This is a genomic window from Leeia aquatica (genome assembly GCF_012641365.1).
Classification (GTDB): Bacteria; Pseudomonadota; Gammaproteobacteria; order Burkholderiales; family Leeiaceae; genus Leeia; species Leeia aquatica.
Genome location: NZ_JABAIM010000003.1, coordinates 74,387 through 89,937, shown reverse-complemented (window position 1 = coordinate 89,937; position 15,551 = coordinate 74,387). Strand labels below are relative to the sequence as shown.

General features: G+C 62.0%; 15 protein-coding genes. 7 read left to right on the top strand and 8 right to left on the bottom strand.

Annotated features, from left to right (window positions below; genetic code table 11):
- Positions 1–2 precede the first annotated feature (2 nt).
- Positions 3–1,223 carry a beta-ketoacyl synthase N-terminal-like domain-containing protein gene (locus HF682_RS13075; RefSeq protein ID WP_168877767.1) on the top strand — a complete coding sequence of 407 codons (1,221 nt, stop codon included), beginning with the start codon at positions 3–5 and terminating at the stop codon, positions 1,221–1,223.
- A 64-nt stretch (positions 1,224–1,287) separates the two neighbouring features.
- Positions 1,288–2,196: a DMT family transporter gene (locus HF682_RS13070; protein WP_168877766.1), complete on the top strand. Its 909-nt coding sequence runs from the start codon at positions 1,288–1,290 to the stop codon at positions 2,194–2,196.
- 7 nt (positions 2,197–2,203) lie between these two features.
- Here the strand turns inward: HF682_RS13070 and HF682_RS13065 are convergent, their stop codons facing one another.
- Genes HF682_RS13065 through HF682_RS13040 form a run of 6 tightly spaced genes read right to left on the bottom strand, consistent with a single transcriptional unit; the run spans position 2,204 to position 6,864 of the window.
- Positions 2,204–3,361: an AAA family ATPase gene (locus HF682_RS13065; protein ID WP_168877765.1), complete on the bottom strand. Its 1,158-nt coding sequence runs from the start codon at positions 3,359–3,361 to the stop codon at positions 2,204–2,206.
- 4 nt (positions 3,362–3,365) lie between these two features.
- On the bottom strand, positions 3,366–3,728 hold the full coding sequence (speD, locus tag HF682_RS13060) for an adenosylmethionine decarboxylase (RefSeq protein ID WP_168877764.1): 363 nt from the start codon (positions 3,726–3,728) through the stop codon (positions 3,366–3,368).
- Entirely contained in the window at positions 3,725–3,877 is a 153-nt protein-coding gene (locus HF682_RS13055; protein WP_168877763.1) for a hypothetical protein, read from the bottom strand. Before HF682_RS13055 ends, speD begins: the two co-directional genes overlap by 4 nt.
- On the bottom strand, positions 3,877–5,403 hold the full coding sequence (locus tag HF682_RS13050; RefSeq protein ID WP_168877762.1) for a DUF4178 domain-containing protein: 1,527 nt from the start codon (positions 5,401–5,403) through the stop codon (positions 3,877–3,879). The genes HF682_RS13055 and HF682_RS13050 overlap by 1 nt, the downstream gene beginning before the upstream one ends.
- Before the next feature lie 4 nt (positions 5,404–5,407).
- Entirely contained in the window at positions 5,408–6,448 is a 1,041-nt protein-coding gene (locus HF682_RS13045) for an SPFH domain-containing protein (protein WP_168877761.1), read from the bottom strand.
- Positions 6,449–6,477: 29 nt separating this feature from the next.
- Complete coding sequence (locus HF682_RS13040) at positions 6,478–6,864, bottom strand: DUF350 domain-containing protein (RefSeq protein WP_168877760.1); 387 nt, start codon at positions 6,862–6,864, stop codon at positions 6,478–6,480.
- Between the two features lie 82 nt (positions 6,865–6,946).
- Between HF682_RS13040 and HF682_RS13035 the strand changes: the two genes are divergently transcribed.
- The 3 genes from HF682_RS13035 to HF682_RS13025 all read left to right on the top strand — a co-directional run bounded on the left by HF682_RS13035 (position 6,947) and on the right by HF682_RS13025 (position 11,171).
- Positions 6,947–8,458: a polyamine aminopropyltransferase gene (locus HF682_RS13035; RefSeq protein ID WP_168877759.1), complete on the top strand. Its 1,512-nt coding sequence runs from the start codon at positions 6,947–6,949 to the stop codon at positions 8,456–8,458.
- Positions 8,458–10,065 (top strand): NAD(P)-binding protein, encoded by a 1,608-nt coding sequence (locus tag HF682_RS13030; protein WP_168877758.1) that lies wholly within the window; start codon positions 8,458–8,460, stop codon positions 10,063–10,065. Before HF682_RS13035 ends, HF682_RS13030 begins: the two co-directional genes overlap by 1 nt.
- 104 nt (positions 10,066–10,169) lie before the next feature.
- Positions 10,170–11,171 carry an alpha/beta hydrolase family protein gene (locus HF682_RS13025; RefSeq protein ID WP_168877757.1) on the top strand — a complete coding sequence of 334 codons (1,002 nt, stop codon included), beginning with the start codon at positions 10,170–10,172 and terminating at the stop codon, positions 11,169–11,171.
- Between the two features lie 9 nt (positions 11,172–11,180).
- Here the strand turns inward: HF682_RS13025 and HF682_RS13020 are convergent, their stop codons facing one another.
- Together HF682_RS13020 and HF682_RS13015 are read right to left on the bottom strand one after the other, a co-directional pair.
- Positions 11,181–12,041: an ADP-ribosylglycohydrolase family protein gene (locus HF682_RS13020; protein ID WP_277346197.1), complete on the bottom strand. Its 861-nt coding sequence runs from the start codon at positions 12,039–12,041 to the stop codon at positions 11,181–11,183.
- Positions 12,042–12,140: 99 nt separating this feature from the next.
- Positions 12,141–13,535 carry an FAD-binding oxidoreductase gene (locus HF682_RS13015; RefSeq protein WP_168877756.1) on the bottom strand — a complete coding sequence of 465 codons (1,395 nt, stop codon included), beginning with the start codon at positions 13,533–13,535 and terminating at the stop codon, positions 12,141–12,143.
- Between the two features lie 187 nt (positions 13,536–13,722).
- On the opposite strand from HF682_RS13015, the gene HF682_RS13010 reads away from it, so the two are divergent.
- Both HF682_RS13010 and HF682_RS13005 read left to right on the top strand, forming a co-directional pair.
- Positions 13,723–14,928, top strand: coding sequence for an NAD(P)H-dependent flavin oxidoreductase (locus HF682_RS13010; protein ID WP_168877755.1), 1,206 nt, complete (start codon positions 13,723–13,725; stop codon positions 14,926–14,928).
- Complete coding sequence (locus tag HF682_RS13005; RefSeq protein WP_168877754.1) at positions 14,903–15,445, top strand: hemerythrin domain-containing protein; 543 nt, start codon at positions 14,903–14,905, stop codon at positions 15,443–15,445. The genes HF682_RS13010 and HF682_RS13005 overlap by 26 nt, the downstream gene beginning before the upstream one ends.
- Positions 15,446–15,551 lie beyond the last annotated feature (106 nt).

Genomic DNA, 15,551 nt, shown 5'->3' with positions numbered 1-15,551 from the left:
ACATGCGGCGGGTATGGGTGACCGGCATGGGCATCGTCTCTTGCCTGGGGAATGATCTGGCGACGGTGACGCGGGCCTTGCAGACCGGCCAAAGTGGTATCCGGCAGGTCCCCGCGTTTGCGGAGGCCCAGTTAAGCAGCCAGGTGGCCGGAGTGCCGGATCTGGGTGGACTGCCCACGATTGACCGCAAGTTACGCCGCTTCATGGGTGATGCCGCCGTGTATGCTTATCATGCCATGCAGCGAGCGGTGGATGATGCTGCTTTACCGTCAGCGTTGTTGCACGATAGCCGAACAGCCTTGTTCATTGGCTCTGGCATGTCAGCGCCACAACAGTTTGATGAGGCGCTGGGCACCCTGCGCGGGCGCGGTATCGACAAACTGCGGCCTTATTACATTCCGCAAGTCATGTCGAGTACGGTGGCGGCCAATCTTGCACAGGCGTTTCAGATCAATGGCCCCAGCTTTGGCATTACCGCGGCATGTGCCACGTCTGCGCACTGTATCGGGACAGCATGGGCGATGATACGCAGCGGTCTGATTGACCGGGCCTGGGTGGGCGGTGCGGAAGAGGTGAGTGCGGTCGCCACGGCTTTGTATGAACCCCTCGGGGCCCTGACCACCCGCTATAACCACACCCCAGCGCAGGCATGTCGCCCCTTTGCGCAGGACCGGGACGGGTTCGCCATTGCAGGCGGTGCAGGTGTCCTGCTGCTGGAGGCGGCCGATTGTGCCCGGCAACGCAAGGCGCGGGTCTATGCTGAGCTGAGCGGCTATGGGGCCAGCAATACGGCATCGGACATGGTTCAGCCTGATAGCGATGGCATTCTTCAGGCCATGCAGCAGGCGCTGGCGCTGGCGCAGGCCGGTGAGCCGGTGGTGGACTACCTGAACCCGCATGCCACCGCCACGGTGCTGGGCGATCGTGCGGAAGTGCAGGCCATTCGCCGCCTGTTTGGCGAGCATATGCCCCTTGTTTCGGCGACCAAGGGCCTGTCTGGCCACTCGATTGGGGCGATCAGTGCACATGAAGCCATTTTTTGCCTGCTGATGATGCGACACGGCTTTGTGGCGGGCTCAGCCAACCTGGATCAACTTGACCCTGAGTTTGCCGATCTACCGATCGTTCGCCAGCACACTCCATGTCGGCTGGGCACGGTATTGTCCAACAGCATTGGCTTTGGTGGCACCAACGCCAGCCTGCTGTTTCAGCGCACCGACTGAGATCAGGCTTGCCCTTGGGCGGGCTTTCGGGCAGGCTCGGGGTTTGTGTGTGGTAAAGCGTCGCATGAATCGTTCGTCTTTGCGTGCCGATGGCCTGATGTTGCTGGCGGCGGCTATCTGGGGTACCACCTTTGTCGCCCAGCGTCTGGGCATGGATGTGGTGGGGCCGTTTCTGTACACGGCATCGCGCTTTCTGCTGGGGGCTTTGTTGCTGACACCGCTGGCACTGCAGCGGCGGGCGCATCCGCCTGGAATGGCTGCAACGTCACGTCGCAGCTTGTGGCTGGCTGGTCTGGTGCTGGGTGCGGTGGTGTCGTTTGCCATCAATTTCCAGCAAGTGGGCCTGCTGTCTACCAGTGTAACCAACGCGGCGTTCATTACGGGCTCTTACGTGGTGCTGGTGCTGCTGATTGGCTGGGTGCTCAAGCATCAGGCTGGCGCCGGGGTTTGGCTGGGCACGGGGCTGACGGTGGTGGGCATGTACTTTCTCAGCGTCACCGACCAGCTGACCCTGTCCTACGGCGATGGCCTGCAGATGGTCAGCGCCGCAGTATGGGCGGTGCATGTCTTGCTGGTGGGCTACTATGCGCGGCGGCATGATGCCCTGCAACTGGCCTGTATCCAGTTCTGGGTCTGCGGGCTGCTCAGCCTGCTGGTTGCGCTGTGGCGCGAGCCGGTCAGCCTGGTGGCGTTGTGGCAGGCCAAGTATGCCATTGCGTATGGCGGGGCCTTGTCGGTGGGCCTGGGCTATACCTTGCAGATGGTGGCTCAGCGTCATGCTATTCCGTCGCATGCCGCCATTATCTTCAGCATGGAAGGGGTGTTTGGTGCGCTGGCGGGCTGGTGGGTGCTGGGTGAACGCTTGACCGGGCGCGGCTGGCTGGGCTGTGGGCTGATGCTGGCAGGCATGCTGACCGCACAGTTGTGGCCACGCAAGGCAGCTGGCCCGGAGGCCGATTTGCCTCGGCACTGAGGGGGTCTCAGCGCTCGGGCCATTTCCAGGCGGCGCTGTCGATATCTTCCTGCAGCAGGGTCTCGCCCAGTCGCTTCTCCAGCATCAGGTGATGGCAGCGACCCTCCCGCTCCAGTGTGGCGATCAGCCGAGGCGCATGGGAGACCACCAGCAGCTGGCTATACTGGCTGGCGTGGATGATCAGCCGCCCCAGCGCGGGCAGCAGGTCCGGATGCAGGCTGGTTTCCGGTTCGTTGAGCACCAGCAATTCGGGCGGGCGTGGCGTCAGCAGTGCAGCTACCCACAGCAGATAGCGCAGGGTGCCATCGGAGAGCTCCGCGCTGCGCAAGGGGCGCAGCAGCCCATGTTGCTGCATCTGCAGCTCAAAGCGGCCTTGCTGATTGTCGATGTGAATCCGCGCACCGGGGAAGGCATCGCTGATGGCAGCCTGCAAGGCGGCATCATCCCCGATTTCCAGAATGGTTTGCATGGCAGCGGCCAGGTCGGCTCCATCACTGGCCAGTACCGGGGTGCGGGTACCGATCTGTGGCTGTCGGGCGGGGGCTTCGCTGTCGCTGCGGAAGTGATCATAGAAGCGCCAGCCGCGAATTTTCTCGCGTAGAAGCAGCATCTCCGGGGCTTGCCGAGGGTCGGCCAGCTGGGTGAGCATGCTCTCATGCGTGGCCAGCCGCAGTGGGCTCACTGCCCAGTCCCCCTTGCCCTCACGCAGCTGTACATGCGCACCATGCCGGTCTACCAGCAAGCTGGCCCGACGGTAGACCGGGCCATTCCAGATACATTCGCGTTTGATGACGGGGTCTTGCCCAAAGTAAGTGGGTATCGGCTCTGGAAATCCCAGGTCGATTGCGTAGCTGTAATCCTCGCTGGCAAACCCCAGCAACAGTCGCACCACAGCATTCCGGCGTACGCCTGTGATCTCCTGCGTCCCCTGCAACATTTGACGAGAGAACTGCTCGGGTCCGGCCCACAGGGTGGAGCTGAGGCCCCCTTCCTGTGCCAGCGAGCTGATGATGCGACCCTGCGCCACGTCGGCCAGCAGCCGCAGTGCGCGGTACACACTGGATTTGCCGCTGCCGTTGGCCCCGGTTACCAGCGTGAGGGGCTGCAAGGGCAGATGCAGCTTGCGCAGCGAGCGGTAATTGGCAATCGCCAGGGTATGCAACATACGTTCAGGGCTCGACTGCTTGTGGGCCGCGCTGTAGCTGCCGCACCTGGAAGGCTGCCGCCTGCAGTTGCGCTTGCAGCACCGCCAGCGCGCGGTCTGGCGCAGCGTGCCCGCACATGAACAGGTCTACCGCAGCGTAAGCCAGCTCCGGCCAGCTGTGAATGCTGATGTGCGATTCGCGCAGCAGCAGCATGCCGGTGACGCCCTGATTGGGCCCAAAGTGGTGAAAGTGGGCGTGCACCACATGCGCACCGGCGGCCTCGGCGGCGGCACGCAATGCGTGCTCAATCTGTGCCGGGCTGGCCAGCCGTGCTGGGTCGGCTTGCGAGAGTTCAATCAGCCAGTGCTGCCCCACGGCTGCCGTCATTTATGCCCACCGGAGAACCAGCCGCTGCTGCCGCTAGAACTGCGCGAGCTGCTCCAGCCGCGTGCGCTCTGGCCAGTACCGCTGTGGTTATAGCTGGTGACGGCGATGACGATGATCACCGCATAAATGGTATAGAGGCCCCGTAACATCAGTCGTCATCCTCATCGGCACTGTCGGATTTGGGTGAGGTCAGCCAGATCGGCAGCCAGATCAGCGCCAGACCGATCAGCACGGCCACGCCGGCAGAAGACAATGTGGATTCACCGTCGTCATCGTATTCCAGCCAGCCGGAGGACAGGTTCAGCACCAGCAACAGTATGGACATGCCAATCGCCAGCCAGATGAAGGTGTTGCGGGCCGAGGCGGTGTCGGGGTCACTGGCCGTGGCGGCAGCGACTTCCTTGCCAAACCAGCCTGATACCACGCTGGATGGCACCGTTTTGGCGGCACTCCAGGTCAGCTCATGAGCAGTGTATTCCGCATACAGGCGGTCTGGAGGCGTGCCGGTTTTGCCATCCAGGCGGTAGCTGGCGATACGGGTCTGGTCACCCACCTGCACTTGCCAGTTAAAAGCCCCGGCGGCATAGCAGACCTCTGCCCCATATTGATACTCGCTGGTATACAAATTGTCACCGTAGCGAACACCGCCGCGATTGACTTGTCGTGGCCAGCGATTCAATACCTCGATCCACTCCCAGCGCTCATCACTCTCACTCAGCCAGCAGAAGCCGCGCAAGGGATTGAACAGCAGGTACTCCCACCACAGGCTGTACGCATCACTGTCCAGCTCTCGGCATTGCTGCAGGCCAATCACCGTCCATTGCAGCTGGTTGATGCTGGCCTGATCGCCCAGCGACAGGGAGCCATGTTGAGCCTCATGCTGCTGGTGTTGCTGCACCAGTTGCAGCGTGCCGCCTTCCTGTACGCTCTGGCTGTGGCAGGCCGGGCAGATCAGCTGGGTCGCCAGCCCGGCGGGCAGGGTAATACCGCTGCCGCAACCGGGGCAACTCAGGGTGCTGAGCTCTCCGCGTACTGCTCCGGCTTGTTGCTGTATCTGCTCCTCTGTACGCAGGTTCTGGCATTGCAGCTCCTCCAGCCGGACGGCATCACCCAGATAGCCGATCAGCTGGCCTTCGGAATAATCCAGGGTCAGGAAACGGCTGTCGCAGCGGAAATCGGCAACGATGGCCTCCCAGCCTGCGCCCACGGTAAACGGCAGCTCGCCTTGTCCGGCGACGCACTGCGCGCGGCGCACGTCGGCCGCGCTATAGCGCTTGTTGTCGAGGATGAAGTCGCTGCCTGGCTGCAGGCTGTCAAAAGAGGGTGCATTGGGAACGTCGGGCAGCGGGCGGGTCAGCACATACTGGCCGTTGGCGTCGGATAGCCAGCCGGTGCTGCCGTCGTCAAACCACAGATACCACTCGTTCCATACCCCGCGTTCGTACTGCAGCTGGATGCGGCCGATCAGGCTGAAGTCCAGACCCAGATAGCGGCCACTGCTATGAATCTGCAGCGGGGAGAAATCTTCCAGCACCGCAGATTGCTTGCCCAGGTTGCGCACGCTGTCCGCATCGCGGGCAACGGTGCTCTGGCAGTATTTGCAGATGGCCAGCACCGAGGTAGCCGAGCGAAAGCTCAGCTCGGCACCGCAACCGGGGCAGGCGGCCTTGAACATGGGCTTAGCCGATCAGCTGTTTGAGGATTTCCGCTTTGGCGCTGTCGTAATCCGTGGCGGAGATCAGACCTTTGTCCAGCAGGCCCTTCAGCTTTTCCAGCCGGGCTTCCGGCGAATTGGGGTCCGCAGCGGGGGCGGCAGCTGCAGCGGCGGGTGCCGGGGTGGCTGCGGCCGTTGCGGCAGCCATATTGCTGGCGGTGCTGTTGGCCATCATCTGCCCGAACTGCAGGCCCGCCGCGAGGCTGGCACCAATGCCAGCAATGCCACCTTCGTTCTGCGCCGCCAGCGGGATGGCCTGGGCGGTCTGGTACTGGGCGTAGGTACCCATATTACCGATCATGCCCATCGAAATCCGGGTGTCGATGGCTTTTTGCAGCTCTTCCGGCAGCGAAATGTTCTCCACCACAAAGGCATCCAGTGCAATGCCGTAGTTGGCGAACGGCTCCACCAGATGCTGCTTGACGGCGTCGCCCATCAGCAGCTGATTGCCTGCCATGTCAAGGAAAGGCACTTCCGACGCCGCCAGTGTGTTGGTGATGGTCGCCAGCACCAGATTGCGCAGCTGCACTTCCAGCTCGTCGCGGGTATACTCCTCGCGGGTGCCGCTGACAGCGGAGAACAATTTGGCAGCATCGGTCACCGAGTAGCTGTAGCTGCCGAAGGCGCGCAGACGCACCATGCCGAAATCCTTGTCGCGGATGGTGATCGGCTGCGGGGTGCCCCATTTGCGGCCAAGCTGTAGCCGGGTGCTGACAAAGTAGACATCCGACTTGAAGGGGGACTCGAACAGTTTGTCCCAGTTCTGCAGATAGGTCAGCACTGGCAGGGTCTGGGTGGTCAGGGTGTGCATGCCGGGGCCGAACACATCGGCCAGCTTGCCTTCATTGATGAACACCGCCTGCTGGCTTTCCCGCACGGTCAGGCTGGCACCGTACTGGATTTCGTTGTCCTCCATCGGGTGCTTCCACACCAGCACGCCGTCGCCATCCTCTGTCCACTGCAGGATGTCTATAAACTGCTTCTTGATAAACGATCCGAGACCCATGGTCGGCGTCCTTTCGAAAAGAATGAGGTTCAGTACAGGCAGGCGGCGTTGAGGATGCCGACCGCCAGTGAGGCCATGCCCAGCAATCCGGCCATGCCGGTATTGTTGTCGGCAATGGCGCGCTTGAGGTCCGGTACCAGCCGGGTCAGCGCGACATACAGCAGCAGCTGGATCAGCATGGCGATGCCCGCCCACAGCAGGAAGAGAGGGTAGCTGTCGTTGTGCATGATGCTGGACGCCAGCGCCAGGGTCACCCCCAGCACCGCCCCACCCAGCGACAGCAAAGGCGCTGTCTCTCCGGCACGCAGCAGCTTCAGCTCATCGTAGGGGGTGAGCTTGAGGTAGATCAGGGTAAACAGAAACAGCAGGGCCATCGCGGTCAGCAAGTACAACAAATAGGCTTGTAACGGGGGCATGGTCAACTCCTGCGAAACGATCACATGCATTTAGCCAGCATTTTGCGATACCCTCAAGCGTTTGCCGAACGGAATGTGAGTAATGCGTGACCGGATCCTGATTCTGTCCGTGTTTGTGGTGGCCTCCTGCGGACTGGCCTATGAACTGATTGCGGGTGCGCTGGCCAGCTATCTGCTGGGGGACTCCATCCTGCAGTTCTCCAGCATCATTGGCTGCTACCTGTTTGCCATGGGCGTGGGCTCGCATCTGGCGCGCTATGTGCCGGATGAGGACCTGTTGGGGCGCTTTGTCGATATTGAGTTGCTGGTAGGGCTGTTTGGCGGTGTGGCAGCCACCCTGCTTTTTGTGCTGTATGCCTGGGATGCCACCCCGTTTCGCACGGTGCTGTATGTACTGGTCTTCATCATTGGCTGTCTGGTGGGGATGGAGATCCCGCTGGTCATGCGGATCTTCAATCAGCGGAATACCGCTTTCCGGGAGCTGGTCAGCCGGGTGCTGACCTTTGATTACCTGGGGGCACTGGCGGTGTCGCTGGCCTTCCCGCTGGTGCTGGCGCCCCACCTGGGTCTGGGCCGCAGTGGCTTTCTGTTCGGTGTGCTGAATGCCGGGGTGGCATTGTGGACCTTGCAGACCTTTCGCGGTGAGGTACACCAGTTGCCCTTGCGCCGCCTGCGCGCAGTGCTGGTGCTGGGGCTGCTGCTGGGCGGATTCTTCCTCTCTGAACGGCTGACCCATTGGGCGGAGCAGAGTCTGTTCGGCGACCCCATCATTCATGCGGAAACGACGCCCTATCAGCGCCTGGTGTTGACCCGCTGGAAGGACGACACCCGGCTGTACCTGAACGGCAATCTGCAATTCTCTTCGCGCGATGAATACCGCTATCACGAGGCTTTGGTGCTGCCGCTGATGGAAAACCTGCCGTGGGCGCGACGGGTGCTGGTACTCGGTGGCGGCGATGGTCTGGCAGTACGCCAGCTGCTGAAATATCCGCAGTTGCAGATTACGCTGGTGGACCTGGACGCGGCGATGACCGGTCTGTTCTCCCGCTCACCGGATCTGCTGGCGCTCAATCAGCGTGCGCTGCTGCACCCCAGGGTGAAGGTGATCAATGATGATGCCGGACGCTGGCTGGAGCAGAGCAGCGAGGTGTTTGACGCCATCATCGTCGATTTTCCCGACCCCTCCAGCTTCGGGCTGGGCAAGCTGTACTCGGTACCGATGTACCGCTTGATGTCGCATCACCTCTCGGTCAATGGCTTGATGGTGGTGCAATCCACCTCGCCCTATTTCGCGCCACGCTCCTACTGGTGCATTGAGGCCACCTTGCGTGCGGCCGGGCTGCAAACCTGGCCGTATCACGCCTACGTGCCCTCCTTTGGCGAGTGGGGGTTCATCATGGCCGGGCCGATGACTGCCCGCTTTGCGCCTCCCGGGCGCTACCGGGTACCGACCCGCTTCCTCAATGCCGAGTCGACCCGCCTGATGTTCAGCTTCCCGCCGGACATGCCGCGCTGGAAGGTGGAACCCAACCAGCTCAATACCCAGGCGCTGGTGCATTATTTTGAGCAGGACTGGCGGCAGGTGTTGCGCTGATGGACCGCCGCCGGTTTTTGATTGGTCTGTCCAGCCTGGCGCTGGCGGGGTGTGAAGCGGGCAGCTGGCTGGAGGTGCCGACACGGGTCTATCAGCCGGGGATGGCGACGGGGCACGCCTTGCGCGATCTCAAGCAACTGCCGGAGCCGCAAGCCGTCTGGTGTACCGATACGCTGATCCTCGGCAGTGGTGCGGCTGGCCTGAGTGCAGGCTGGCAGCTGCGGCGGCAGGGCTATCGCAACTTTTTGCTGCTGTCGGGGCCAGAATGGTACGGCAATGGGGCATCCGGCCAGATGGGAGAGGTGCCCTACCCGCGAGGCGCACATTACCTGCCGCTCCCCTCGCTGGCGTCCTCCCATGTGCGGGAGATGCTGGCCGAGATGGGGGTGTTGCGCGGTGATCCGCAGGCGTTACGCCCGGAATACGACGAGCAGGTGCTGGTGCAGGCACCAGACGAACGCGTGTTTGCCAATGGGGTATGGCAAGAAGGGCAGCTGCCACAGCGTGGCCGCAGTGCGGACAGCCTGGCACAGCAGCAGCGCTTTCTGGCGCAGGTGGCTCGTCTCAAGCGGCAAGTGGGGCGGGATGGTCGGCCGGTGTTCAGCGTGCCGCTGGCGCTGTCATCGCAAGACCCGCAATGGTTGGCGCTGGATCGACTCAGTTTTGCGGCCTGGCTGGATCAGCAGCAGTTGACCGACCCCGTGTTACGGCGCTGGCTGGATTACAGCTGCCGCGATGACTATGGCGCGCCGTGCGATGAAGTCTCGGCATGGGCCGGACTGCATTACTTTGCCGCGCGCGGTGGGCATGCCGCCAATGGTGAGGATGGCGCAGTGTTGACCTGGCCCGATGGGCTGAATCCCGTGCTGCGCCACTTGCAGCGCGCGCTGGAACAGGATGGGCAGCAGCGGCTGCATCAAGGCACGGCATTGCATATCAGGCTGGAGCAGGGCAAGCCGGTCGTACTGTGCCGGATGGACGCCAAAGTGGTGCGCATCGAGGCGCAACAGCTGATCTGTGCCATGCCCTTGCATGTGCTGCAGCATGTATTGCCCACCTTGCCGGAGTACGGCTATCAACGGCAACAGGCGTTACCGCACGCGGCCTGGCTGGTGTCCAGCTTTGGCTTGAACCGGTTTCCCGAAGAGGCTCGTGGGGTGGAGCTGGCCTGGGACAATATCCTGCACGAAGGGCCGGGCCTGGGCTATGTGGTGGCGACTCATCAATGGTTGCGCACCGCCAAGCCGCAACATACTGTGTTTACCGCCTATCAGGCCCTGTCCCGACAGGGGCCGGGCGACGCCCGCCGCTGGTTGCTGCAGGCTAACCGTGAGGTGCTGTACGACATGGCCATGTGCGACCTGCGGCAGGTCTATGGCCGCATGGACTGGTGGCGTGCTGCACGCGAAGTGGAGATCACCGTGCGGGCCCACGGCATGTCCACTCCCCGCCCCGGTTTCCTCACCCATCCCGGCCTGCGGGCATTGCGTGACCACACGGGCCCCATCCTGTTTGCCCATTCAGACCTTTCCGGCCTCTCCTTGTTTGAAGAAGCCTCCTGGTGGGGCGTGCAAGCGGCCAACCGGGTACTGGGGAATGCGGCTTAAGGTGTGGCTTGCCGTCCGCTTTGGTTCATTTTAGGTTTTCTCTTCTAGTCTTGCGGTTGTTCAAAGAGGTCAAGTCAAGCGTGGGTACGAGGGTTGGGGCATGGGTGCGCAAAAAGTGGCTATGGGTGGTCGCCATACTGCTGTCGCTGCTGTGCTGGTTGCTGTATCAGCACAGTTACGCCTTTGATGAGCAGCAGCACGTGGTGCGCTTTGCGGATGGGCGCACGCTGGACATCACGGTCACCCTGCCGCAGGGCAGTGAGCACAAGCCGGGGGTGGTGCTGTTCATTCATGGTGATGGCCCGGCTAACGCCAGCTATGACGACTACTATCAACCGCTGTGGGAATCGCTGGCTCAGGCAGGCTATGCCTCGGTGTCATGGAGCAAGCCAGGTATCGGCGGGTCCAGCGGTAACTGGCTGCAGCAAAGCATGGAAGACCGTGCCAAAGAGGCGCGGCTGGTGCTGGGCTGGGTAAGGCGGCAGCCCCAGTTTGATACTCGACGTATCGGCCTGTGGGGGAGCAGTCAGGCGGGCTGGGTGTTGCCCAAGGTGGCAGCACGTGACTGTTGTATCCGCTTTGTGATTGCGGTCAGCCCGGCCATCAACTGGTTGCAGCAAGGGCGCTATCACAGCGAGACCACCTTGCAGCATCAACAAGCAGATACCGCAACCCGTCAGCAAAGCGTACAGCGGCGCCAACAGGTGCTGGCCCTGCTGCAGCAGGGCGGCAGTTATGCCCAATATCTGCAAGTCGCCGGCAGCGAGCCCATGAGTGCAGACCGCTGGCAGTTTGTTCGCCGCAACTGGCAAGCCGATGCCACCCTGGATCTGCAAGCGCTGGCAAAGCGCCCGGTCCCGGTATTACTGCTGCTGGGGGCGCTGGATCGCAACGTGGATATCCGCAATACCGAACAAGGTTATCGCCAATGGCTCCCGGCCAGCCGACTGACCGTGATTCACTACCCGGATACCTACCACGCCATGACACGGCGGCAGGTGGAAGACAGCGCCACGGTGGGCTGGCTCACCAGCCTGTTCCGGCCACGTGCAGTGTATAACCCGGACTACCTGCGGGATTTGCAACGGTATGCCGCACAATTCTGATTACAACCATTACACGCGCTGATCCAGGAGCCGATCGGCCAGATCTTTAATCTCTTTGCCCATGAACAGCCGCGATTGCCACGGCTCAGGGATGCTGTTGATGCCATAGTAGGCCCCTGCCAGCTGACCGCAGATTGCTGCGGTGGTGTCGGCATCGTCCCCCAGATTAGCCGCACGTAATACTGCAGAAGCATAGTCTGTCGTGTGCCAGAAACACCACAGTGCAGCTTCCAGCGAGGCGATGGCGTAGCCGGTACCCATGATTTGTTGCTCAGATTTGGTTTGCCAACTCCCCCTTGCGAGATTTTGGACTGTGATTGCAGGCGTGCTGAAGTCCGTGATCTGGCAAATCTGAGTCTTATCCGCACCCTGCAGGGCCAAGCGGATCTGCTGCGCAAAGAGCCGGGTAGCTTCGATTGCTTCTTCTGCACCATGCGTGGTTCGCGCGCTATTCGCGGCCATCTCATCCAGTTGGGCGGGGTCATGCCAGAAGTACATCGGCACGGGGGCGAGTCGCATCAGACTACCATTGCCTGCAGTGTGGGGGTTGGACTCGCCACTGTATGGGTCACCGGACTGTTGATAGCGCTCCAGTGCGCGGGCAATGGTCATACCAATGTCGAAGCAGCGTCCGGTGCTGCTCATGTAGCCATGTGCTTGCCAATTGCAATAGCGGTTCATCTGGTCCGTCGGGTTAAACCCCTTGCAATACAGCAAGCTGTGCGCCAGGCACAACGCCATGCTGCAGTCGTCGGTCCAGGCGCCTGCGGGCAAATCAAACGGACCACCGCCGACCATGTCCGTGATCGGGGTAAAGCTTCCTCGCGGGGAGAACTCCAGCGTCGTGCCAAGGGCATCGCCACAAGCCAGGCCTACCAGGCACCTTGGTAGCGTTCGGATTCACTCAGTTTTGTCATGGGCACAGGTCTTTGAGGTATTGTGAGTGGGGGGGCGATGACAGTCTTGGGGCTAGACCAGGACCTTGCCCGGATTCATCAGGCCTTTGGGGTCGAGGCTGGCTTTGAGCTGGTGCATCAGTTTCAGTTCCAGGGCGGACTTGTAGTGGGGCAGGGTGTCGCGCTTCAGCTGGCCGATGCCATGTTCGGCGCTGATGCTGCCACGGTAGTGTGCGACTTGGTCGTAAACAATGCGGTTGGCTTGGGCTTCGTCATCGAACAGATCGACATTGCCGGGGCGAGTGTGGCTGAGGTTGTAGTGCAGGTTGCCATCGCCAAGGTGGCCGAAGACCTGCAAGCGTACACCGGGGAAGGCGTGCTGCAGCAGGGCGGCGGTATCTTGCAGGAAGGCCGGGATGGCGCTGACGGGCAGGGCGATGTCGTGCTTGATTGACGGTCCGTCCAGCCGCTGGGCTTCCGAAATGCTTTCCCGTAATAGCCACAGTGCGCGTGCCTGTTGTTCGCTCTGGGCGATGGCGGCATCCTGCACCGGCGACTCCGCAAGGGTGGCGAGCAGGTCGCCTGCCAGACGGTCATCCGGCGCGCCGTCCGAGAGTTCCAGCAGGGCATACCAAGGGCTGGGGGCTTCCAGCGGTGAGCGGCTACCGGGGATGTGTTGTGTGACCAGCTGCAGGCACACGTCCGACACCAGCTCAAAGGCGGTCAGCCTGTCGCTGAAGCGCTGTTGCAGCTGTCCCAGCAGTTGCAGTGCATCCTCCGGCCCGCTGAGTGCCACCCAGGCGGTGCACTGCTGCAGTGGGCGCGGGAACAGCTTGAGGGTGGCTGCAGTGATGATGCCGAGCGTGCCTTCCGCGCCGATAAAACAATGCTTGAGGTCGTAGCCGGTATTGTCCTTGCGCAGGCCACGCAGGCCATCCCAGATTTGCCCATCCGGCAGCACCACTTCCAGCCCGAGGGTAAGCTCGCGCATATTGCCGTAGCGCAGTACCTGGACGCCACCGGCATTGGTGGAGAGGTTGCCGCCAATCTGGCAGCTGCCTTCAGAGGCCAATGAGAGTGGAAACAGACGCTGCTGTTGCGCCGCTGCAACTTGCACCTCGACCAAAGTACAGCCTGCTTCGGCAGTGAGCGTCTGGTTGACCGGATCGACTTGTCGTATCTGCCGCAGACGGGATAGCGAAATCACCACCGCATTGCCAAGGGTATCCGGCACGCTGGCACCGCACAGGCTGGTATTGCCGCCCTGTGGCACCATCGACACACCGGCGTCATGACACAGGCGGACAATGGCGGCCACCTCGGCGGTGCTGGCCGGGCGCAACACTGCCAGCGCCTTGCCACGATAGCGTTTGCGCCAGTCGGTCAGATAGGGCTGTATGGTTTGAGGGTCGGTCAAGACATGGGTGTCACCAATCCGGTGAGCCAGTTGCGCAAGCAAATCAGACATAGTGATGGCCAAACAGGGTACGCATGCAGTCTAATCGCTGCGGGGCTTGGCGAACAAGGGCGACTGTGGTTTGATCGTCAGTTACACGGAAGATGAGAACCATTCCGTGAGCGTTGATTCAACTCAAAGCCAGCCAAGCCGATTGCTGGCAAGCTTGGGCATCCCGTTGTTGCCCGGAAAGGGTGTCATGTCTTCGCATCAATCGCCGTTCCCCATGCTGGAACTGGCAGGCAAGTCCGTATTACCAATCGTGCAGGGCGGGATGGGGGTCGGGGTGTCTGCACACCGACTGGCCGGTAGCGTGGCGCGGGAAGGCGCCATGGGCACCATTGCCAGTGTGGACCTCAAGCATCATCACCCGGACCTGCTGGCCCGCTGCCACAAGGTGCGCGATCAGGAAGTACTGGACCAGACCAATCTGGAAGCCCTCGACCGTGAGATTCGCATGGCCCGCGAGATTGCCGGGGGCAAAGGCATGGTTGCGGTCAACGTGATGAAGGCGGTGCTGGATAATGCCGATTATGTGCGGCAAGCCTGCGAAAGCGGGGCGGATGCCGTGGTGATGGGCGCGGGCCTGCCGTTTGATCTGCCAGAGATTACTGCCGAGCATCCCAAGGTGGCTTTGATTCCGATCCTGTCGGAAGTGCGCGGGATTGCGCTGGTGCTGAAAAAGTGGCTGAAAAAAGGCCGCAAGCCGGATGCCATCGTGATTGAGCATCCGCGTTATGCCGGGGGGCACCTGGGCGCGGCCCGGATCGAAGACCTCAAGGATGGTCGCTTTGACTTCCGGCTGGTGGTGGAAGGCGCTCGGGAGTTGTTCCGCGAGCTGGGACTGGAACGGGAGCCGATTCCGCTGATTCTGGCCGGGGGTATCAACAGCCACCAGAAGGTGAAGGAAGCCTTCGAGATGGGGGCGTCTGGCGTGCAGCTGGGTACGGCGTTTGCCGTGAGTCAGGAAGGGGATGCCCATCCCAATTTCAAAGCGGTGCTGGCTGGAGCGGGCCCGGAAGATATCGTCGAGTTCATGAGCGTTGCGGGCCTGCCTGCTCGCGGGGTGCTGACACCGTGGCTGAAAACCTACCTGCGCCGCGAGGCCTTGCTGCAGAGCAAGGCCAAGTGTGATTCGGCACGCTGCACCACGGGGCTGAATTGCCTGTCCGTGTGCGGCCTGCGTGATGGCTTGGCCAAGATTGGTCAATTCTGCATTGATACCCAGCTGGCAGCGGCACTGCGCGGCGAGGTCAGCAAGGGTTTGTTCTTCCGGGGCTCGGAGCCGCTGCCATTTGGTTCGGCCATCCGGCCGGTGCGTGAGTTGATTGACTACCTGCTCACTGGCATCAAGCCCGTCTTCACCCAACAGGAACACGATGAGCCTGCGCTTGCCGGGGCATGAAGAGCTCCCTTCACTGGAAACCCCGCTGGAGATGCTGCTGGCGTGTCACGGGCGGGTGCGCAAGTTTTGCCACGTGATCCAGCAGCTGGTGACGCATTTGCCGCAGCATGGCCTGACGGCCGATGCCCGCCAGGCGGCAGGGAATGTCATCCGCTACTTTGACCTGGCCGCACCACGCCACCATGCAGACGAAGAAGATGACCTGTTCCCGGCTTTGCTGCTGGCGGCGGGCGAACAGGTGGAGTTTGCGGCCATGAGGGCGGCCCTGCTGGCCTTGCAGCATGAGCATGAGCCGTTGGGCCTGCTGTGGCAGCAGCTGCGCCCGCGCCTGCAGGCCATTCATGATGGTCACTGGCTGGAGCTGAACGAGGGGGAGCTGGCCAGCCGTTTTGCGGCGGACTATATCGCTCACGCGGCACGGGAAGAGGCTGAGGTCTACCCAGCCGCCACACAACTGTTGAGCACTGATGTGCTGGCCCGGATTGCCGAGCAGATGGTGGCGCGCCGTCGCCATTGAGAACAGCAGGCAACCTGACAGCAGCTTGCCTGATAAACGGAATGATTCACATTTTGTTGGCGTTTGTTATTGCAGGCGCGGATAATACAAGCTGTCCAAGCGGGCA